Genomic DNA, 20861 nt, shown 5'->3' on the forward strand with positions numbered 1-20861 from the left:
CAAAGCTTTTTTTGTTATGTATACTTTGAAAGTCAAAATAATTGAAACTCAAATAAATTGAAGTTCAAAGAAAAACTTAAGAAAGGAAAGATATGAGTGCAAGATTTTGTGGAACAGGCTCCTGTGTCCCGGATTATGTTATGGATAATGATGGGGTTGCAGAGCTTGTAGAGACAAGTGATTCGTGGATCAGAGAACGGACCGGAATTGCGAGACGCCATATTGCAGTGAAAGAGACGACCGTGTCCATGGCGAATGAAGCTGCAAAACGAGCTCTTGATAATGCAGGAGTTTTACCAGAAGAACTGGATCTGATTCTGATGTCCACGATTTCTTCGGATGTCATTATTCCATGTGGCGCATGCGAAGTGCAAAAGGCCATTGGTGCAGACAAAGCAGTCTGTTTTGATTTAAATGGAGCATGTACCGGGTTTGTACTGGCATACAATACAGCATTGGCATACATAGAAAGTGGGATTTATCAGACAGTTCTGATCGTAGGAAGTGAATCGCTGTCCAGGCTGACGAACTGGAAGGACCGTGGGACGTGTATTCTTTTCGGAGACGGCGCCGGTGCAGGAGTAATAAAAAAAGATGAAAGAGCCAGTTATATTCCGGCGGCACATTCTGACGGGACTCGAGGAGAGGCACTTTTGTGTCACAGTAAGCGAGAGGAGAATGGACTTCCTCTTCAGAAAAATGATGAGATTGGCGGGAAACATTTGAACAGTGAAAACTATCTCATGCAGATGGACGGTCAGGGAGTGTTCCGGTTTGCGATTAAGCAGGTACCGGAAGTCATTCAGGAAGTGCTGGAAAAAAATGAAGTAAAACCAGAAGAAATCGATTGGTATATTTTACATCAGGCGAACCGGAGAATTCTGGAAGCCGTAGCAAAACGCATGGGTGAGCCGGTCGAAAAATTTCCAATGAACATGGAAGAGTATGGAAATACATCTTCCGCAAGTATTCCGATTCTGTTAGATGAAATGAACAGAGACGGAAGATTAAAACGAGGACAGAAAATCGTGCTGGCAGGATTCGGGGCAGGCCTGACCTGGGGCGCAACAATTATTGAATGGTAAAAGGAGAAAAAATTATGTTAGAGCAGATTAGAGAGATTATCGCAGAGAATTTAGCAATTGATGTGGAGAAGGTTACAGAGAGTGCAGATTTCAAAGAGGATTTAGACGCAGATTCCTTAGACCTCTTCGAGATGGTAACAGCATTAGAAGATGAATATGAGATCGAAATTCCGGAAGAAGACCTTCCAACACTCAAAACAGTCGGCGACGTAGTGAAGTATGTGGAAAATCACCAGAAATAGTTGAACCTACATTTTAATTAAAAGAGAAATAGTAGATAAAACGAGAACGAGTAGGTTGTTAACAGACTAATTTTGCATATCCATAATTTGAGAAGAAGGTACTCTGGAGCGGCCGGTACTTAGGCGGTGTTCTTTAGCGCCTTATGTACCGCTGCCAGCGGAAGGTAGCGAGAGCGTGCCTTCGATAAATTATGGATAGGCAAAAGGGTGCTGGGAACAAGATAGGAGTAATTATGCAGACAGAAATAACAAGACTTCTCGGAATAAAATACCCGATCATCCAAGGCGGTATGGCATGGGTAGCTGAGCATCATCTGGCAGCGGCTGTTTCAGAAGCAGGTGGTCTTGGACTTATTGGTGCCGCCAGTGCTCCGGCAGAGTGGGTGCGCGAGCAGATACGGGCAGTACGCAAACTGACGGACAAACCATTTGGAGTGAATATTATGCTTATGAGCCCTTATGCGGCTGATGTTGCGAAAGTAATTGTGGAAGAAGGTGTCCAGGTCGTGACGACTGGAGCCGGAAGTCCGGGAAAATATATGGAAATGTGGAAGGAAGCAGGAGTGAAAGTAATTCCTGTTGTTGCTTCTGTGGCTCTTGCGAAACGTATGGAGCGGGCAGGAGCCGATGCAATTGTTGCAGAAGGCTGCGAGTCTGGCGGACATGTCGGAGAGAGCACGACTATGACACTTGTACCACAGGTCGTTGATGCAGTCGATATTCCGGTTATTGCCGCAGGTGGAATCGGAGACGGAAGAGGAATTGCAGCAGCATTTATGCTGGGAGCAAAGGCTGTACAGATGGGAACTGCATTTGTTGTCACAGAAGAGGCACAGGTGCATCAGAATTATAAGGATAAGATTTTAAAGGCAAGTGACATTGATACAAGAGTCACAGGACGTACAACAGGACACCCGGTACGGGCACTTCGCAATGAGATGACAAAGAAATACTTGAAGATGGAACAGGAAGGTGCTCCATTTGAAGAGTTGGAACTTATGACTCTTGGAGGTCTTAGAAAAGCTGTCGTAGACGGTGATGTGAAGACTGGAAGTGTCATGTCAGGCCAGATCGCGGGACTGGTAAATGAGCAGATGAGCTGTCAGGCATTGATCCAAAAACTGGTCAGAGAAACAGACGCTTTGATAGGCACTCTGAATCTGTATGAAACCGAAGTGTAGTAATTGGAGGATAAGAAATATATGAGTAAGATTGCATTTATCTATCCGGGACAAGGGGCGCAGAAATGTGGCATGGGTGCAGATTTTTACGAAAACAGCGCCAGTGTCAGAAAGCTCTTTGATGAAGCAGGCGAACGGCTGGGGCTGGATATGAAAGCATTGTGTTTTGAGGAAAATAATCTCTTAGACCAGACAGAATATACACAGGCGGCAATGGTAACAACATGCCTTGCCATGACAGAAGTTCTGATGGAACGTGGAGTAAAACCAGATATTACAGCGGGACTGAGCCTTGGCGAATACGCAGCCATCTCTGTGGCCGGCGGGCTGGAGCCGATCGATGCGATCCGTCTTGTGAGAAAACGTGGAATTTTGATGCAGCATACAGTTCCGGCAGGAGAAGGCGCTATGTGCGCGATTCTTGGATTAGATGCAGAGAAAATCGAAGCAGTGACAGCAGAGATGGAAGGTGTATCTGTAGCGAACTATAACTGTCCGGGTCAGATTGTTCTTACAGGAAAAACAAAAGCAGTTGAAAAAGCGGCAGAACATTTGAAAGAGGCGGGTGCAAAACGTACCGTAATGTTAAATGTTAGTGGTCCGTTTCATTCTACGCTCTTACTCCCGGCGGCAGAGGAACTGGAAATGGAGCTAGATAAGACAGAATTTCATGAGCTTATGATCCCTTATATTACAAATGTGACGGCAGAAGCAGTTACGGATGTTCGTAAGAGTCCGGGATTACTTGTGGCACAGCTTACATCGTCCGTTCGCTGGCAACAGAGCATGGAGAAAATGATCGCAGATGGAGTTGATACATTTATCGAAATCGGGCCGGGCAAGACTTTGGCAGGATTTATGAAAAAGATTGACCGAAGCGTCAAGGTCTGCAATGTAACAACATGGGAAGATCTGGAAAAGATCATATAGAAACAAGGCGAAAATGACAGGAGTTATAAATAAAATGGAAAAAAAGGTAGCAGTTGTGACAGGAGCTTCCCGTGGAATTGGCGCGGCAATCGCAAGAGAGCTGGCAGCAGCGGGCATGTATGTTGTGATCAATTACTGTGGCAGCGAGGAAAAAGCACAGGAATTAAAGACAGAAATTGAGCAAAATGGAGGAGAAGCTTCTATATATAAATGTGATGTTTCTGACAACGTGGCATGTAAAGAATTTATTGGAAATGTGATCGCGGAATACGGACATCTGGATGTGCTGGTGAATAATGCAGGTATTACAAGAGATGGTCTGTTGATGCGGATGTCAGAAGAAGATTTTGACGCTGTGTTAGATACGAATCTAAAAGGCGCATTTCATACGATCCAGGCAGTATCCAGACAGATGTTAAAGCAAAGAAGCGGGCGCATCGTGAATATTTCATCTGTAGTTGGTGTGTCTGGAAATGCAGGACAGGCCAATTATGCAGCTTCCAAGGCCGGAATCATCGGACTTACAAAAGCTGTGGCAAAAGAGCTTGGCTCCAGAGGAATTACTGTGAATGCAGTAGCCCCTGGATTTATTGACACAGATATGACGCAGAGCTTGCCGGAAAAGGTTGTAGAGACTACGCTTGCCCAGATTCCTCTTGGAAAATTTGGAGTGCCTGAGCAGGTGGCAAAAGCAGTTGCATTTCTCGCATCGGAAGATGCTTCTTATATTACCGGACAAGTGCTGCATGTAGACGGCGGCATGGTAATGTAGAAAGTGATGCAGGGGAAGGAGTACAAAAAAGATGGCAAATAATAAAGTCTTAAAAAGAAGAGTGGTCGTGACCGGACTTGGTGCAATTACTCCAATTGGCAATAGTGTAGCTGAATTTTGGGACGGAATCCGCAAAGGTAAGGTTGGAATCGGTGAGATCACAAAGTTCGACACTACAGATTATAAAGTAAAACTGGCAGCAGAAGTCAAAGACTTTGTGCCGGGAGATCATATGGATAAAAAAGCAGCCAGACGTATGGAAGCATTTTCTCAATATGCGGTTGCAGCAGCCAGAGAAGCTTATGAAGATTCTGGACTGGAGATTGAAAAAGAAGACCCATTTCGCGCTGGCGTGATGATTGGTTCTGGAATTGGAAGTCTTCAGGTAGCAGAGCAGAGCTATGAAAAAATTCTGACCAAGGGACCGGCAAGAGTGAATCCGCTTATGGTGCCTTTGATGATTTCCAATATGGCAGCGGGAAATGTGTCAATTCAGTTAGGATTCCGTGGAAAATGCAGCAATGTCGTAACTGCCTGCGCCACAGGAACGAACTGTATTGGTGATGCATTCCGTACAATCCAGTATGGTGACGCAGATATGATGCTTGCAGGAGGAACCGAAGGCTGTGTATGCCCACTTGGTATTGCCGGATTTACAGCACTGACAGCACTTTCTGCTTCTACCGATCCACTTCGTGCCTCCATTCCATTTGATAAAGACCGGGATGGATTCGTACTTGGTGAAGGTGCGGGAGTTGTAATGCTGGAAGAGCTGGAGCATGCAAAAGCGCGTGGGGCAAAGATTTACGCAGAAGTGACCGGTTACGGATGTACAGGGGATGCTTATCATATTACTTCTCCGGCAGAAGACGGAAGCGGTGCAGCGAAGGCAATGGAGCTTGCCATGGAAGAGGCCCAGATTACACCGGCACAGGTAGATTACATCAATGCCCATGGAACAAGTACCCATCACAATGACCTGTTCGAGACATGCGCCATTAAGAAAGCATTTGGCGAGGCAGCGAAAGACGTGGTGATCAATTCTACGAAATCCATGATCGGTCACTTGCTTGGAGCAGCAGGCGGAGTAGAATTTATTACTTGTGTCAAAAGCATGGAAGATGGATTTATCCATCAGACGGTCGGAACAAAAGAGGCCGATGAAGAATGTGACTTAAATTATGCAATTGGAAGTCCGGTAGAGAAAGAAATCAAGGCAGCCATGAGCAATTCACTTGGATTTGGCGGACACAATGCAACAATTTTAATTCAGAAGTATGAAGCGTAAGGGGGAACCTGGAAATGGACGTAGAACAGTTGATGAAACTGATTGATAAAGTCTCTGAGTCAGACCTGACTGGATTTAAATATGAAGAAAATGGTATAAAATTGCAGCTGAATAAGAAAGAGAACCTGGTGATGGGAACGACTGCGCCAATGCAGGCTGTTACACCGGAAGCTGTGAAAGTTACAGGTGCTTCTTCTAAAGCAGCCACAGATTTAGAAGAAGAAGTACAGAAACAGACCGGGATATCTGAGGCGGCTCCTGTTGGAAATGTAGTCAAAGCTCCGCTTGTGGGAACATTTTACGCGGCTCCGGCAGAGGATGCAGAGCCATTTATTCAGGTTGGCGATTCCGTGAAAAAAGGTCAGTCGGTTGCAATTATCGAGGCCATGAAGCTGATGAATGAAATCGAGAGTGATTTTGATGGAACAGTCACGGAGATTCTTGTAAAGAATGGTCAGGCAGTAGAGTATGGACAGCCATTATTCAGAATTGCGTAGGAGGTTATCATGAAACATTTGGATATTAAACAGATTCAGGAAATCATACCTCACAGACATCCGTTTCTGTTATTGGATTATGTAGAAGATTACGAGCCGGGTGAGTATGCAGTGGCGTACAAATGTGTTTCCTACCGGGAAGAGTTCTTTGCCGGACATTTTCCACAGGAGCCGGTCATGCCGGGTGTGCTGATCGTGGAAGCGCTGGCACAGGCAGGTGCGGTAGCGATTTTAAGTGAGCCAAAGAATCAGGGAAAAGTCGCATATTTTGGCGGAATTGATAAATGCAAATTCAAAGGCAAGGTCGTGCCGGGGGACAAGCTTCGTCTGGAAACAAGAATTATCCGGAAAAAAGGACCGATTGGTGTCGGAGAGGCTGTCGCTACAGTGGACGGTAAAAAAGTAGTCAGCGCGGTACTGACATTTGCAGTAGGGTAGGTGATCTGTGTGATTAAGAAGATTTTGATTGCGAACCGTGGTGAGATTGCAGTTCGGATTATCCGTGCGTGCCGGGAAATGGGAATTGAGACGGTTGCAGTATATTCAGAGGCAGACGCAGAAGCCCTTCATACAAAGCTTGCAGATGAAGCGGTCTGTATCGGACCGGCACCGTCATCTCAGAGTTATTTAAGTATGGAGAATATTATCAGTGCAACGGTGGTGAGTGGGGCAGACGCCATTCACCCGGGTTTTGGCTTTTTGTCAGAGAACAGTAAATTTGCAGAACTGTGTGAGCAGTGCGGAATTACCTTTATAGGACCGCCGGCAAATGTCATTGCAAAGCTTGGCAATAAGCAGGAAGCAAGAAATACGATGGAAGCAGCAGGTGTTCCGGTCATCCCAGGAAGTAAGGAGCCGGTCTGTGAGGTGCATACCGGACTTTTGCTTGCACGGGAAATCGGTTACCCGGTTATTATAAAAGCTGCCCTCGGCGGAGGTGGAAAAGGCATGCGTGTGGCATATTCCGAAGAAGAATTCACGCAAAGCTTTCAGACCGCACAGAAGGAAAGCCAGATGGCATTTGGCGATGATACCATGTATATTGAACATTTTATGGAGGAGCCGAGACATATCGAATTTCAGATTCTGGCAGATTCCTATGGAAATGTAGTGCATCTCGGAGAACGTGACTGCTCTATTCAGAGAAATCATCAGAAAATGATTGAGGAGGCTCCGTCAGCGGCGTTGTCTTCAAAGCTTCGAAAGAAGATGGGAGAGGCAGCAGTAAAAGCTGCGAAAGCCGCAGGCTATGTCAATGCCGGAACCATTGAATTTCTTTTAGAGAACAATGATGCCTTTTACTTTATGGAGATGAATACCCGAATTCAGGTGGAGCATCCGGTGACTGAGTGGGTGACTGGAATTGACTTGATCAAAGAACAGATCCGTATTGCAGATGGACAGAAGCTGTCATTTGCTCAACAGGATATTGAAATCAATGGGCATGCCATTGAGTGCCGGATCAATGCGGAAAATCCGGAAAAAGGATTCCGGCCGTCGCCTGGAACTATTACAGATCTTCATTTGCCGGGAGGAAAAGGAATCCGTGTAGATTCCGCAATTTACAGTGGATGCAGCATTTCTCCATATTATGATTCCATGGTTGCAAAGCTCATCGTCTGGGCGAAGAACCGGGATGAAGCAATCCAGAAAATGCAGAGCGCACTTGGAGAGGTGATTATTGAGGGCATCGACACGAATGTGGATTATCTCTATGAATTATTAAATAACCCGGTATATCAATCCGGAGAGTTTAATGTGAATTTCATAGATACTATAAAGCATTAAGGTATACAACAACCGTGGAGTGAAAGAATATAAGGAGTGGACATATGAAGTTAGATAATATGTTTAAGAAAACAAGACGTCCTTCCGGAAAAAAAGGGCATATCGGTGGGAAACACCAAAGCCCGGAAGTTCCGGAGGGACTTCTGTGTAAATGTAACAAATGTCAGAAAGCAATTATTACAGAGGACGTTATAACAGGCGGATATATTTGCCCGAAATGTCATGGGTATTTTCGCATGCCGGCACCGGAGCGGATTCGGTCAATTGCAGATGAGGATACGTTCGAAGAGTGGGACAGAGGAATTGAAAATACGAACCCGATTGGATATAAAGGGTATCCGGAAAAGGTGGAAGCATTAAAACAAACAACTGGATTAGATGAGGCAGTGGTGACTGGAAAAGCTGCAATTCATGGAATTGAGACAGCGCTTGGAGTCTGTGACGGACGTTTTTTAATGGCGAGCATGGGAGAAGTCGTAGGTGAGAAAATTACAAGAATGGTAGAACGTGCGACAGAAGAAAAGCTTCCGGTTATCATCTTTACATGCTCTGGCGGAGCAAGAATGCAGGAAGGAATCGTGTCTTTGATGCAGATGGCAAAGACATCCGCTGCACTGAAACGTCACAGCGACGCTGGACTTCTTTATATTACGGTGCTGACAGATCCAACAACCGGTGGCGTGACGGCAAGTTTTGCTATGCTTGGAGATATCATACTGGCAGAGCCGGGAGCACTGATTGGATTTGCAGGTCCTCGTGTCATTGAGCAGACGATCGGTCAGAAACTTCCGAAAGGATTCCAAAGATCCGAGTTTTTAAAAGAACATGGATTTGTAGACCAGATTGTAGAACGCCAGCAGATGCGGCAGACGCTGGAAAAAATCCTGAAAATGCATCAGACTGGAAATGAAAAAGTCGAAAAAGCAACAAAAGAATTTCAAAATAGAAAAACCAGATCAAAAACTCTGGAAGCCTGGGATCGTGTACAGATTTCCAGAAGAAATGACCGCCCGGTTGCAGGTCACTATATAGAAGCTTTGTTCCAGGATTTGATAGAACTGCATGGAGATCGGTATTTTGCTGATGATCCGGCAATTGTCGGAGGAATCGCAACCTTTCACGGAAGAGCAGTGACAGTCATTGCCCAGGCAAAGGGACAGAATACAAAAGAGAATATCGGACACAATTTTGGTATGCCGTCACCGGAAGGCTACCGGAAGGCATTGCGTCTTATGAAGCAGGCAGAAAAATTCCACCGCCCGGTCATTTGCTTCGTAGATACGCCGGGAGCATTTTGCGGAATTTCCGCAGAAGAGCGCGGCCAGGGAGAGGCGATTGCAAGAAATCTGTATGAGATGTCAGCACTGAAGACCCCGATACTTAGTATTGTTATCGGAGAAGGTGGAAGCGGCGGTGCACTTGCAATGGCGGGTTCAGACCAGGTATGGATGCTGGAGAATTCCATTTATTCCATTCTTTCACCAGAAGGCTTTGCAAGCATTTTATGGAAGGACAGTACGAAAGCTGCGCAGGCTGCAAAAGTTATGCGTCTGACAGCAGCAGATTTAAAAGAAATGGGGATTGTAGAGAAGGTGTTTGCAGAACCAGAACATTTTACAGCAGAAACGATGAGCAATATTGCAGATGAACTGGAGAAAAATATCGAAGGGTATCTGGAAGAATATACAAACAAAGACATTCAAGAATTAGTGGATTCCCGATATGAACGCTTCCGTCGGATGTAAGCAGAATCTGAAATATATCAGTACAAAGTTGTCTGTAAAATGCAAGTGTCAGAGAATTCAGAAGGAATGCAGGAGCAGGTTGACTTCTTTGACAAAAAACGTCTATAATGAAAAGCAAGTAAAGGATGAAGGAGCAGTGCGAATGAGTGATGTATATGCAACAATTAACTATGTCCTGGTGAATCTGATCAATGAGATCTGGGAGGTAGAAGGTAAGGCAATTATTACGGATGAATTTAAAGATATTACCAACAATGATATGCACGTCATAGAGGCAATCGGACTTGGAGAGGGCAATAATATGTCTACCATTGCAAAGAAGCTGAATATTACAGTAGGATCACTTACAACTGCTGTGAATAGTCTTGTGAAAAAGGGTTATGTTGACCGGTTCCGCAGCAAAGAGGATCGACGGGTCGTGTATGTACGTCTTCTGGAAAAAGGGGAAAATGCATATCATCATCACGAAGATTATCATAAGCAGATGACACAGGCCATTGTGGACAAGTTAGATGAGAGCGAGATTCCGGTACTGTTAAAGACGCTGGACGCACTGACTGGATTCTTTACCGATTATACAAGAGAAAGCAAAGGAAAATCGTCAGACAGCATAGATAAAGAATAGACAAAAAATGACTGATGATGAGAGAACGTATAGAAGAGTGAGGCGTACAATATGATCCGAGGCGTGATATTTGACATGGATGGCACTTTGTTTGATACAGAGAGGCTGTATACGATTGCGTGGAAGCAAGTCGGAGAAGAAATGGGGTATTTCATTACGACAGAACTTCTGAATCAATGCCGGGGAAAGACGGCAGCGATTATCAGGGGAATATTTGAAGATACATTTGGCAGAGAATTTCGTTATGAAGAAGCAAGACAGCGAAAAGATGAGATTTTTATGGAGATGCTTGCGCGGGACGGAGTTCCTAAAAAGAAGGGGCTTATGGATCTCCTTTCCTATTTGGAAGAAAAGAAGATTCCGGCAGCAGTTGCAACTTCTACAAGACAATCGCGTGGAGAAAAAGTTCTTCAAATGTCAGGAATAGCAGAATATTTTGCAGCATTTATCTATGGAGACACGCAAAAAGCAAGTAAACCCAAACCGGATATTTTCTGGAATGCAGCAAAAGCGATCGGACGCGATCCGAAGGAGTGTCTGGTAGTTGAAGACAGTACACCGGGAGTCATGGCAGGAATCGCAGCCGGTGGAGAAACGATTTATATTCATGATATGGTAGATGTGCCGGAAGAGGTACTGGAACATGCATCAGCCAGTCTGGAGGATCTGGGTCAGATCATTGAGTGGCTGGAAAATGTAAAATAGGGAGATGATTTTGTGAATAAAGAAATCGAAGAGTTGCAGGAAATCATTGATGACAGTGAAAATATTGTCTTTTTCGGAGGAGCAGGAGTATCTACAGAGAGCAATATTCCGGATTTTCGAAGTGCGGACGGCCTGTATCAGCAGAAATACAAGTATTCACCGGAACAGATCGTCAGTCATACCTTCTTTAAGCGCAATACAGAAGGATTTTATGAATTTTACAAAGAAAAGATGATGTTTTTAGATGCGAAGCCGAATGCCGCGCACAAAAAGCTGGCAGAACTTGAGCAGGCAGGAAAACTTAAAGCAATCATTACACAGAATATTGACGGACTTCATCAGGCAGCAGGAAGCAAGAATGTATATGAGATTCATGGAAGCATTCATCGCAATTACTGTCAAAAATGCGGGAAATTCTATGATGCAGCATATGTAAAGAACAGCAAAGGAGTTCCACATTGTGAGTGTGGAGGAGTGATCAAGCCGGATGTCGTACTTTATGAGGAAAGTCTGGATGAAAATATGATTGACAAGAGTATCCGTGCGATCAGCCAGGCAGACACACTGATCATAGGGGGAACATCTCTGGTCGTTTATCCGGCAGCTGGATTTGTAGATTATTTCAGAGGAAAACATCTTGTCGTGATCAATAAGAGCGAAACGGCAAAATCAGTTCGTGCAGAACTTACGATTGCCGCACCAATCGGGGAGGTATTGAGTCAGATTACAGTATGAGTACATTAAAAAAAGAGATCGTGATTCGTGTCGCAGCATTAGATGATACAGAAGAATTGTTGGAGATTTATGCACCATATGTCAGGGAAACTGCAATTACATTTGAATATGAAGTTCCCTCCCTGGAGGAATTTCGTGAAAGAATTGCACATACACTTGAAAAATATCCATATCTGGTGGCAGAACATGATGGAAAAATCGTGGGGTATGCATATGTCAGTCCATTTAAGGAGCGCGCAGCTTATGCCTGGGCGGTGGAAACCTCCATATATGTAGATCAGAATTGTAAACGTATGGGAATAGGAAAAAAACTTCATAGTGCATTGGAACATTGTCTGAAAGAAATGGGAATTTTAAATATGGAAGCATGTGTTGGATATCCCGAGGAAGACGATGAGTATCTGACAAAGAACAGTGCACAGTTTCATGAACATCTTGGCTATCGTAGGATAGGAGAATTTGAAAAATGTGGATACAAGTTTCATCGCTGGTACAATATGATATGGATGGAGAAGATCATTGGAATTCATGAAGAAATTCAAACGTTTCCAAAGAAATTTGATGCGGACATGTTGAAGGACTAGAATACAGCAGACATGGATGGTAAGGTGAAATATATGGAAAATGAGAAAAAACAGTTAAGACTTTGGCAGGGATTACTGGTAATCATCCTGGCAGGTCTGGAAGTATTTGTGTTCAGTGACTTTCTGCCGCAATGGTTAGGAATGGGACGGTCTTTGATCGGAGAATTGATTTTACTGGGCACAGCAGTTGGAGCAGTGGCAGTGTTTGGTGGAAATTTCCGGTCAGTGTTTCCGATTCATAAGCCGAAGCTTACAGAGGTCATGGGGACGATACTGATTTACCTTGGTGCGAGTCAGGCAATCTCTGTTGTGACCATGATTGAAATGTATATTGCCCCTGAGATGGTTACTGAAACATCAATCGGATTAAGCAGTATGTTCACAAGTTCCTCCATGATAGTAGCAATTATAGTTGTTGGAATTGCACCGGCAATCTGTGAAGAAGCAGTGTTCCGTGGTGTATTTTTTAATTCTATTTGGAATCAGACACACGGAAAATGGATTCCAATTTTAGTTACAGCGGCAGTGTTTGGTCTGTTTCATGGAAGTATCATACGATTTTTCCCAACATTTCTCCTTGGAATTGTACTCGGATATCTTGTCTATGAGACGAACAACATGTTTTATAATGTGATGTTTCATGCAATCAATAATATCATTCCGGTACTGGTGCTTTATGGGATGCAGTTTTTGATGCAGCTGATGGCAAGAGCACTTGGAATGTATGGAAGTGGAATGTGGAACTTTATAATGGATACAGCAACCAGCCAGGTTTCTCAGCTTTCACCGGCATTTATGGGAATTTATATGATAGATGGCGGCGTGGGACTGGCAATTTTGTATCTGGGCAATCACGTGTTACATCTTGGGCGGGAAGGTTATCCAAAAGAATTATTTCCAAAAGAAAAACGCAAACAACAGTTCATCTGGCTGGCACTTGCCTTGGCACTGGCTGTAACCGGAGGAATGATGATCGTAGCAGGTACGATACAAGGTCTGCATTTTTAACAAAGATAAAGCGGCATTCTTGAATGGGGGGCTTTTCCCTCCAACATCATATAGTGTCGGCAATTAAAGTATAGGGAGGGAATAAAGATGGCGGCAAATGTATTAGACAGATTCGAATTTCGATCTGTCAGGGCAAATGAAGCAGAGGAAGTAGCAGAGATTGAGAAGATCTGTTTTCCACCACATGAGGTATGTTCTAAAAAAGATATGTTTGAAAGGGTGGAACATGCACCGGAGCTTTTTCTTGTTGCGGTAGACAAAGAGACTGGAACGATCGCAGGCTTTTTAAATGGACTGGCAACAGATGAAGAAGCATTTCGTGATGAGTTTTTCACAGATATTACCGTACATAATCCGGAAGGAAAGAATATTTTCATTCTGGGGCTGGATGTCCGGCCAGAATACCGCAGGCAGGGTCTTGCAAGAGAAATCATGAACCAGTACGTAAAGCGTGAGCAGGCAAACGGACGTAAGATGCTGAAACTGACATGCCTTGAACAGAAAGTGGAAATGTATAAAAAAATGGGCTACAAAGATGAAGGTATCTCTGCTTCTGTATGGGGCGATGAAGAATGGCATGAGATGAGTTATGCTTTTTAAGGAGACACATATGAAAACATATCAGCTTCAACTGATAAATTGCAATAACCATAATATTGAAATATCAAGATATCTGCAGATTCTTACAAGAATTGAAAAAGAGGATGCAGACAGGATAGTATCGAATGTCCCGGTGGTACTTTATGATAATCTGGATGAGGAATGTACGGGATATTTTGAGACTGCATTAGACTATTATCAGGCAGAATATAAGATACTGCCGATGCCGGAAGAATGCGACATTCCAAAGTTCCCATCAAGACAGATAATCGTACTGGGACGAGTGATGGAATATTTTGGACAGCGCAGTGACTTTGTACAGCTTGCAAAAAAATACGATTTTAGCAGAAAAATCCAATTATCCCAGACACCATTTGCGGCAAAAGATGGTCTTAACAAAGAGCAGGCGGTAAAACTTTGCCAGGAGTTTACCAACATAGGTATGCGGGCGCAGATTGTACGCAGTAAGAAGAAACCTGTGCCAATAGAAGAGAAGAAAAAGAGTTTTTGGAATATTATTTAATTTAGTCGTTGCGCAGCGTCATTGGCGTTATGCAATGCACTTAGCGAAAGAATGTGCCCTGGCACATTCTTTTTTCTAAGAAAAATCTAGAATACCGAGGCATTCTTGAATTTGCATATTTTTCTTGACTTGGAGTTCACTCCAGATGCTATAGTATGTCATGTAGAAGGCAGGTGTTTTTTGTATGACAATTAAAGAAGTCAGTGAGAAATTTAAGATTTCTCAAGATACGCTCAGATATTATGAGCGTATTGGTTTAATCCCGCCAGTTTCGAGAACGGCAAGTGGGATTCGTAACTATCAGGAATCGGATCTTGGCTGGGTAGAGCATGCTGTTTGTATGCGAAGTGCAGGAGTTCCAATTGAAGCATTGATTGAATATGTAAAATTATTCCAGATAGGAGACTCTACATTTGAGGCGAGAAGACAGCTTCTAAAGGAACAGTATGACGTTTTAGAGGAACAGAAACAGCAGATTGAGGCAACGATGGAACGCTTGAAATATAAAGTGTCCAGGTATGAAGAGGCTGTGAAGACAGGGGTTTTAACCTGGGAAGAAAAGGAGTGTAAGTAAAGATGTATATTGAAAAGATAAATGGACCAGAAGATGTGAAGAAGATAGAAGTAGCAGAACTTCCAAAGCTTGCAGAGGAAATGCGCCATGCGCTTTTGATTCGTGCAAGTAAACATGGCGGACATTTCGGACCGAATTTCGGTATGGTGGAGGCAACAATCGCGCTTCATTATGTGTTTGATTCGCCGAAAGATAAAATTGTATTTGATGTGTCACACCAGAGCTATCCACATAAGATGCTGACAGGAAGAAAAGACGCATATCTCTATGAAGAGCATTACGACGATGTGTCCGGTTACACAAATCCGCATGAAAGTGAGCATGATTTCTTTACTGTCGGACATACATCTACATCTGTGAGTCTGGCGTGCGGTCTTGCAAAAGCCCGTGATCTCAATGGGGAAGATGGCAATGTAATCGCGGTGATCGGAGATGGCTCTTTAAGCGGCGGTGAGGCGTTAGAAGGACTGGATTACGCGGCAGAGCTTGGCGGCAATCTGATTATTGTAGTCAATGACAATGATATGTCGATTGCTGAGAACCACGGAGGTATCTATAAGAATCTGAAGCTGCTTCGTGAGACGAATGGACAGGCCGAGTGTAATCTGTTCTGTGCCATGGGCTTAGATTATATCTATGTGGACCATGGAAATGATGTGGCTGAGCTGATTCAGGCATTTGAGAGTGTGAAGGACAGTAAAAAAGCAGTCGTTGTGCATATTAATACATTAAAAGGAAAAGGTTATGCGCCGGCAGAACAACACAAAGAGCAGTGGCATTTCAACGGACCATTTCATATCGAGACTGGAAAGCCCCTGTATGAGATGGAAGAAGAGGACTACTCAGATGTGACGTGCAATTATCTCATGAAGAAGATGAAAGAAGATCCGGCAGTTGTTGCCATTACTTCCGGAACTCCGACAGTTCTGGGATTTACAGAGGATAAGCGAAAAGAAGCAGGACAGCAGTTTGTCGATGTTGGAATTGCAGAGGAGACAGCGGTTGCACTGGCAGCAGGAATCGCAGCAAATGGCGGAAAGCCGGTCTATGGTGTGTATAGCACATTTGTACAGAGAACCTTTGATCAGATTGCACAGGATGTATGTATCGATAATAGCCCGGCAACGATTGTTACGTTCAGTGGTTCTGTCTATGGAATGAACGATGTGACACATCTTGGACTGCAGGATATCCCGATGATGGCAAATATTCCGAATCTTGTCTATCTTTCACCGACAACGAAAGAAGAATATCTGGCAATGCTGGACTGGAGCATAGAGCAGAAAGAACATCCGGTTGCGATCAAGCTTCCCGGTGGAGAGGTGATTTCAGACGGAAAAGAAGTCACAAAAGATTTCAGTATTCTAAACAAGTATGAGATGACGAGAAAAGGAAGTAAGGTTGCAATTGTCGGACTTGGAACATTTTACGGATTAGGAAATGATGTGGCGGATCTGATGAAAGAGAAAGCAGGAATAGACGCAACCGTTATCAATCCGTATTACATTACAGGTCTGGATGAAGAAATGCTTGAAGATCTTAAGAAAGACCATAGTGTTGTAATTACATTGGAAGACGGAATTCTGGACGGTGGTTTTGGTGAGAAGATTGCCAGATTCTACGGTGACAGTCATATGAAAGTTTTAAATTTCGGACTGAAAAAAGAGTTCCTGGATCGATACGATGTGACAGAAGTATTAAAAGACAACCATCTTACAAAAGAGCAGATTGTGGAAGATGTTGCAAGGATTCTTGCATAAGAGTTGTCTGAACTAAGTTTCTAAGCCAGAGTAGGAGTCTGAAATCTCAGAAACTGCATTGGAAAACATCAGATATAAGTTGAGACTAAAAATTCTCTGTGGTAAAATATTAATAAAAATTAATATTTTACCACAGAGGAAGAGAATATGAAGAATGAAGAGATTATCTGTTACTGCTCAAATGTTACAAAAGATCAGATTATAAAGGCAATGGAGCAAGGGGCAAGGACGTTAAATGATATTAGGAAAATGACTGGAGCTTGTACTTTACACAGATGCAAAGAATTAAGCCCAAAAGGGACATGATGTTCTTCCGATATTCGAGAAGTGATGGTCGAATATATGTTAGAGGAAAAGAAGAAAGAGAATAATGATTGAGAATAAAAATTTGGTTACACAGCAATCTGTTTTGCGGATCAGGCAGCATGGATTGCAGCATGCTGTTACAGTGTTCCGACCTGCCTGTGGTGCGTGAAGAAGTCAATTGCAAAACTGAAACGGACTAAGTAATAGATTTTACAATGAAAAAGCTCCCGGGTTGATGTAAAAACCCGGGAGCTTTGTATTGTATTGTCTTAATAATTTTTATAACTGTGGTCCAGCGGATACGAGTGCTTTTCCAGCTTCGTTTCCTTCGTATTTTGCGAAGTTCTTGATGAATCTTCCGGCAAGATCTTTTGCTTTCTCTTCCCACTCGGAAGCGTCAGCGTAAGTATCACGAGGATCAAGGATTCCTGTATCAACACCTGTAAGTTCCGTAGGAACTTCAAAGTTGAAGAAAGGAATCGTCTTAGTTGGAGCGTTCTTGATATCTCCATTCAGGATTGCATCGATGATACCACGAGTATCTTTGATGGAGATACGTTTTCCTGTTCCATTCCATCCTGTATTTACAAGGTAAGCCTTTGCTCCACTCTTCTCCATCTTCTTAACAAGCTCTTCTGCATATTTTGTAGGATGCAGCTCTAAGAATGCCTGTCCGAAGCAAGCTGAGAATGTAGGTGTAGGCTCTGTGATTCCACGCTCTGTTCCTGCAAGTTTTGCTGTAAATCCTGACAGGAAGTAGTACTGTGTCTGCTCTGGTGTCAGTACAGATACTGGAGGAAGCACGCCGAATGCGTCTGCTGACAGGAAGATGACGTTTTTAGCTGCAGGTGCAGAAGAAATCGGGCGTACAATGTTCTCGATATGCTGAATCGGGTAAGAAACACGAGTGTTCTCTGTTACGCTCTTATCAGCAAAATCAATCTTTCCTTCAGCGTCAAGTGTTACGTTCTCAAGAAGAGCATTGCGCTTAATTGCATTGTAGATATCCGGCTCAGACTCTTTATCAAGGTTGATAACCTTAGCGTAGCATCCACCCTCGAAGTTGAATACTCCGTTGTCATCCCAACCGTGCTCATCGTCACCAATCAGAAGACGTTTCGGGTCTGTGGAAAGTGTTGTCTTACCTGTTCCGGAAAGTCCGAAGAAGATTGCTGTGTTCTCACCATTCTTATCTGTGTTAGCTGAGCAGTGCATAGCAGCGATGCCCTTCAGTGGAAGGAAGTAATTCATCATAGAGAACAGTCCTTTTTTCATCTCTCCGCCATACCATGTGTTTACGATAACCTGCTCTTTGCTTGTGATGTTGAATAATACAGCTGTCTCTGAATTTAAGCCTAACTCTTTGTAGTTTTCAACTTTAGCTTTAGAAGCATTATATACAACGAAATCTGGCTCGAAATCTTTAAGTTCCTCCTCAGTTGGCTGAATGAACATATTTGTAACGAAATGAGCCTGCCAAGCTACTTCTACGATAAAACGAATTGCCATACGGGTATCTTTGTTAGCACCGCAGAATGCATCTACAACATAAAGCTTTTTGTTGGAGAGTTCTTTGATCGCAAGATCCTTTACAGCGTTCCATGTCTCTTCAGAAGCTGGATGATTGTCATTCTTGTACTCATCAGATGTCCACCATACTGTGTCTTTTGAATTTTCGTCCATAACGATAAATTTGTCTTTAGGAGAACGTCCTGTATAGATGCCTGTCATTACATTTACTGCACCGAGTTCACTGACCTGTCCTTTTTCGTAACCTTCAAGTTCAGGGTTTGTCTCCTCCTCAAATAATAACTCGTAGGAAGGGTTATACACGATTTCTGTAGTTCCAGTAATACCATACTTGCTTAAATTGATTTCTGCCATCTTAAACCAAACCTCTTTTCTTAAATGTAATAAGGGAAATGGTCGATAGCTGGAACATTTCCCCCATTCATATTTAATTATACATTATTAATTTCCAAAATCAATAAATTTTTAACAAATTCCTCCGGTGCAAAATTACCAATTTTTTCCTAGGAAAGTTCCAATTTTCCGGTATAAAGCTGATAATAGGTTCCTTTTTGCTGAATCAGGTCATCGTGATCACCGCGTTCGATGATCCGACCGTGATCCAGGACGATAATTGCGTTACTGTTGCGAATTGTGGACAGTCTGTGTGCGATAACAAATACGGTACGCTCCTTCATCAGATTGTCCATACCTTTCTGTACGATACTCTCGGTACGGGTATCAATACTTGATGTTGCCTCGTCCAGAATCAGTACCGGTGGATCGGCAACAGCGGCTCTTGCAATAGACAGAAGCTGTCTTTGTCCTTGGGACAATTCCTCACCGTCACCGCTTAGTAATGTATCGTAACCATTTGGCAGCATCTGGATGAACTGGTCCGCGTGAGCAAGTTTTGCAGCATGGTAGATTTCTTCGTCAGTGGCATTTAGTTTACCGTAACGGATATTGTCTTTGATCGTTCCGGTGAACAAATGTGTATCCTGAAGAACGATTCCGAGGGAACGGCGCAAGTCATCTTTTCTGATTTTTGTAATGTCGATGCCGTCATAAAGGATTTCACCGCTTTGAATGTCGTAGAAACGATTGATCAGGTTGGTGATCGTTGTCTTACCGGCGCCCGTAGATCCTACGAATGCCAGCTTCTGGCCAGGTTTGGCAAAGAGGCTGATATCATGAAGAATAATTTTGTCTTCATCGTATCCAAATGTCACATCTTTGAATCTTACATCTCCGGTCAGTTCAGTATAAGTCACAGCACCATTTTCGTCAGCAGGCTTTTTCCATGCCCACCTACCGGTACGTTCTGTGCATTCAGTAATCGTTCCATTTTCATCTTTTTTTGCATTGACCAGTGTGACAGAACCGGTATCCTGTTCCGGTTCTTCGTCAATGAGCTTAAAGATACGTTCTGCTCCTGCAAGTGCCATGACGATGGAATTGAACTGCTGTGCAACCTGCATGAATGGCTGTGTAAAGCTCTTTGTAAACTGCAGGTAAGAAGCGATGACACCGATGGTAATACCGCCCACACCAGTAACTGAAAGCAGTCCGCCGAGAACTGCAGTCAGTACGAACTGGAGGTTTCCGGTGTTTCCGATGACCGGTCCCATCATATTTGCATATTTGTTTGCATTTGCAGCGCACTCGAACAATGCGTCATTTAGTTCGTCGAACTCTTTTTCTGAAATTTCTTCGTGATTGAAGACTTTGATGACACGCTGCCCGTTCATACGCTCTTCAATAAATCCAGTCACATCTGCCAGCGCCATCTGCTGACAGATGAAATATTTTCCACTGTTTGCGCCGATAGCCTTTGTTGCAGAGATCAGAACCCCGATGATGAGTACTGCAAGAACGGTAAGAAGCGGGCTTAGCACGAGCATGGAGATAAATGTTACGACGATAGTGAAAAATGACATCAGTGCCTGTGGGATAGCCTGGCTGATCATCTGTCTTAATGTATCAGTATCGTTCGTGTAAAGGCTCATGATAGATCCGTTCGTGTTCTGGTCAAAGTAGCGGATTGGCAGTGTCTGCATGTGCTCAAACATATTGTCGCGCACTTTTTTTAACACGCCCTGTCCAATGTATACCATCATTCTTGTATAGGTAAATGTTGCAATTACTCCGATCAGGAAAATGGTTCCGAGAACCATCAGTGCCTGGTAAAGCTCGGTGTAGTTTGGACTTTTTTGCCCGATCAGCGGAATGATGAAATCATCCAGCAGATATTTCAGAGACAGAGATACCGAGATAGAAGCAACTGCACTCAGCAGGATACAGATGAACACAAGGATAAATTGATATTTGTAGCTGTCCATTACATATTTCAGAAGCCGTTTTCCGGTGGCGATTGTTGTGGCATCCATTTTTGGTTTCTTTT

Annotated in this window: 22 protein-coding genes; 20 read left to right on the forward strand and 2 right to left on the reverse strand. The window is 43.6% G+C overall.

Features of this window, described 5'->3' with window-relative positions; translation table 11 throughout:
* Nucleotides 1-92: 92 nt before the first annotated feature.
* The 20 genes from G593_RS0109045 to G593_RS19440 all read left to right on the forward strand — a co-directional run bounded on the left by G593_RS0109045 (nucleotide 93) and on the right by G593_RS19440 (nucleotide 17020).
* Nucleotides 93-1085: a beta-ketoacyl-ACP synthase III gene (locus G593_RS0109045; RefSeq protein WP_029731471.1), complete on the forward strand. Its 993-nt coding sequence runs from the start codon at nucleotides 93-95 to the stop codon at nucleotides 1083-1085.
* Nucleotides 1086-1099: 14 nt separating this feature from the next.
* Complete coding sequence (acpP, locus tag G593_RS0109050; protein WP_029731472.1) at nucleotides 1100-1327, forward strand: acyl carrier protein; 228 nt, start codon at nucleotides 1100-1102, stop codon at nucleotides 1325-1327.
* Between the two features lie 233 nt (nucleotides 1328-1560).
* On the forward strand, nucleotides 1561-2508 hold the full coding sequence (gene fabK, locus G593_RS0109055; RefSeq protein WP_029731473.1) for an enoyl-[acyl-carrier-protein] reductase FabK: 948 nt from the start codon (nucleotides 1561-1563) through the stop codon (nucleotides 2506-2508).
* Nucleotides 2509-2529: 21 nt separating this feature from the next.
* The gene (fabD, locus tag G593_RS0109060) at nucleotides 2530-3438 is read left to right on the forward strand and encodes an ACP S-malonyltransferase (protein ID WP_029731474.1); all 909 of its coding nucleotides are present in this window, start codon (nucleotides 2530-2532) and stop codon (nucleotides 3436-3438) included.
* A gap of 34 nt (nucleotides 3439-3472) precedes the next feature.
* Nucleotides 3473-4210, forward strand: coding sequence for a 3-oxoacyl-[acyl-carrier-protein] reductase (fabG, locus tag G593_RS0109065; protein WP_081646520.1), 738 nt, complete (start codon nucleotides 3473-3475; stop codon nucleotides 4208-4210).
* 31 nt (nucleotides 4211-4241) lie between these two features.
* On the forward strand, nucleotides 4242-5498 hold the full coding sequence (gene fabF, locus G593_RS0109070) for a beta-ketoacyl-ACP synthase II (protein WP_029731476.1): 1257 nt from the start codon (nucleotides 4242-4244) through the stop codon (nucleotides 5496-5498).
* Between the two features lie 14 nt (nucleotides 5499-5512).
* Nucleotides 5513-5995, forward strand: coding sequence for an acetyl-CoA carboxylase biotin carboxyl carrier protein (gene accB / locus G593_RS0109075; RefSeq protein ID WP_029731477.1), 483 nt, complete (start codon nucleotides 5513-5515; stop codon nucleotides 5993-5995).
* Between the two features lie 9 nt (nucleotides 5996-6004).
* The gene (gene fabZ / locus G593_RS0109080; RefSeq protein WP_022278876.1) at nucleotides 6005-6433 is read left to right on the forward strand and encodes a 3-hydroxyacyl-ACP dehydratase FabZ; all 429 of its coding nucleotides are present in this window, start codon (nucleotides 6005-6007) and stop codon (nucleotides 6431-6433) included.
* A 9-nt stretch (nucleotides 6434-6442) separates the two neighbouring features.
* Complete coding sequence (locus tag G593_RS0109085; protein ID WP_029731478.1) at nucleotides 6443-7783, forward strand: acetyl-CoA carboxylase biotin carboxylase subunit; 1341 nt, start codon at nucleotides 6443-6445, stop codon at nucleotides 7781-7783.
* A gap of 44 nt (nucleotides 7784-7827) precedes the next feature.
* Entirely contained in the window at nucleotides 7828-9528 is a 1701-nt protein-coding gene (locus tag G593_RS0109090) for an acetyl-CoA carboxylase carboxyl transferase subunit (RefSeq protein ID WP_029731479.1), read from the forward strand.
* 142 nt (nucleotides 9529-9670) lie between these two features.
* Nucleotides 9671-10153: a MarR family winged helix-turn-helix transcriptional regulator gene (locus tag G593_RS0109095; protein WP_029731480.1), complete on the forward strand. Its 483-nt coding sequence runs from the start codon at nucleotides 9671-9673 to the stop codon at nucleotides 10151-10153.
* A gap of 51 nt (nucleotides 10154-10204) precedes the next feature.
* Nucleotides 10205-10858, forward strand: coding sequence for an HAD family hydrolase (locus G593_RS0109100; RefSeq protein ID WP_029731481.1), 654 nt, complete (start codon nucleotides 10205-10207; stop codon nucleotides 10856-10858).
* Nucleotides 10859-10870: 12 nt separating this feature from the next.
* Nucleotides 10871-11593, forward strand: coding sequence for an NAD-dependent protein deacylase (locus G593_RS0109105; protein WP_029731482.1), 723 nt, complete (start codon nucleotides 10871-10873; stop codon nucleotides 11591-11593).
* Nucleotides 11590-12177, forward strand: a complete 588-nt coding sequence (locus G593_RS0109110; RefSeq protein WP_029731483.1) for a GNAT family N-acetyltransferase — start codon at nucleotides 11590-11592, stop codon at nucleotides 12175-12177. The genes G593_RS0109105 and G593_RS0109110 overlap by 4 nt, the downstream gene beginning before the upstream one ends.
* Nucleotides 12178-12210: 33 nt before the next feature.
* Entirely contained in the window at nucleotides 12211-13185 is a 975-nt protein-coding gene (locus G593_RS0109115) for a type II CAAX endopeptidase family protein (protein WP_029731484.1), read from the forward strand.
* A gap of 87 nt (nucleotides 13186-13272) precedes the next feature.
* Nucleotides 13273-13785 carry a GNAT family N-acetyltransferase gene (locus G593_RS0109120; RefSeq protein ID WP_029731485.1) on the forward strand — a complete coding sequence of 171 codons (513 nt, stop codon included), beginning with the start codon at nucleotides 13273-13275 and terminating at the stop codon, nucleotides 13783-13785.
* A gap of 10 nt (nucleotides 13786-13795) precedes the next feature.
* Nucleotides 13796-14308, forward strand: a complete 513-nt coding sequence (locus G593_RS0109125; RefSeq protein ID WP_044994319.1) for a hypothetical protein — start codon at nucleotides 13796-13798, stop codon at nucleotides 14306-14308.
* 184 nt (nucleotides 14309-14492) lie between these two features.
* Nucleotides 14493-14882 (forward strand): MerR family transcriptional regulator, encoded by a 390-nt coding sequence (locus tag G593_RS0109130; RefSeq protein ID WP_022278866.1) that lies wholly within the window; start codon nucleotides 14493-14495, stop codon nucleotides 14880-14882.
* Between the two features lie 2 nt (nucleotides 14883-14884).
* Nucleotides 14885-16642: a 1-deoxy-D-xylulose-5-phosphate synthase gene (locus G593_RS0109135; protein WP_022278865.1), complete on the forward strand. Its 1758-nt coding sequence runs from the start codon at nucleotides 14885-14887 to the stop codon at nucleotides 16640-16642.
* Between the two features lie 147 nt (nucleotides 16643-16789).
* On the forward strand, nucleotides 16790-17020 hold the full coding sequence (locus G593_RS19440; protein ID WP_242827072.1) for a (2Fe-2S)-binding protein: 231 nt from the start codon (nucleotides 16790-16792) through the stop codon (nucleotides 17018-17020).
* A gap of 207 nt (nucleotides 17021-17227) precedes the next feature.
* Here G593_RS19440 and pckA read toward each other — a convergent pair whose 3' ends face one another.
* Both pckA and G593_RS0109150 read right to left on the reverse strand, forming a co-directional pair.
* A complete protein-coding gene (gene pckA / locus G593_RS0109145; RefSeq protein ID WP_029731487.1) occupies nucleotides 17228-18832 on the reverse strand; it encodes a phosphoenolpyruvate carboxykinase (ATP) in 1605 nt (534 codons plus the stop codon).
* Between the two features lie 149 nt (nucleotides 18833-18981).
* Nucleotides 18982-20847 (reverse strand): ABC transporter ATP-binding protein, encoded by a 1866-nt coding sequence (locus G593_RS0109150; protein ID WP_334290740.1) that lies wholly within the window; start codon nucleotides 20845-20847, stop codon nucleotides 18982-18984.
* Between the last annotated feature and the right edge of the window lie 14 nt (nucleotides 20848-20861).

Origin of the sequence: Dorea sp. AGR2135 (assembly GCF_000420885.1) — a bacterium.
GTDB lineage: Bacteria > Bacillota > Clostridia > Lachnospirales > Lachnospiraceae > Dorea > Dorea formicigenerans.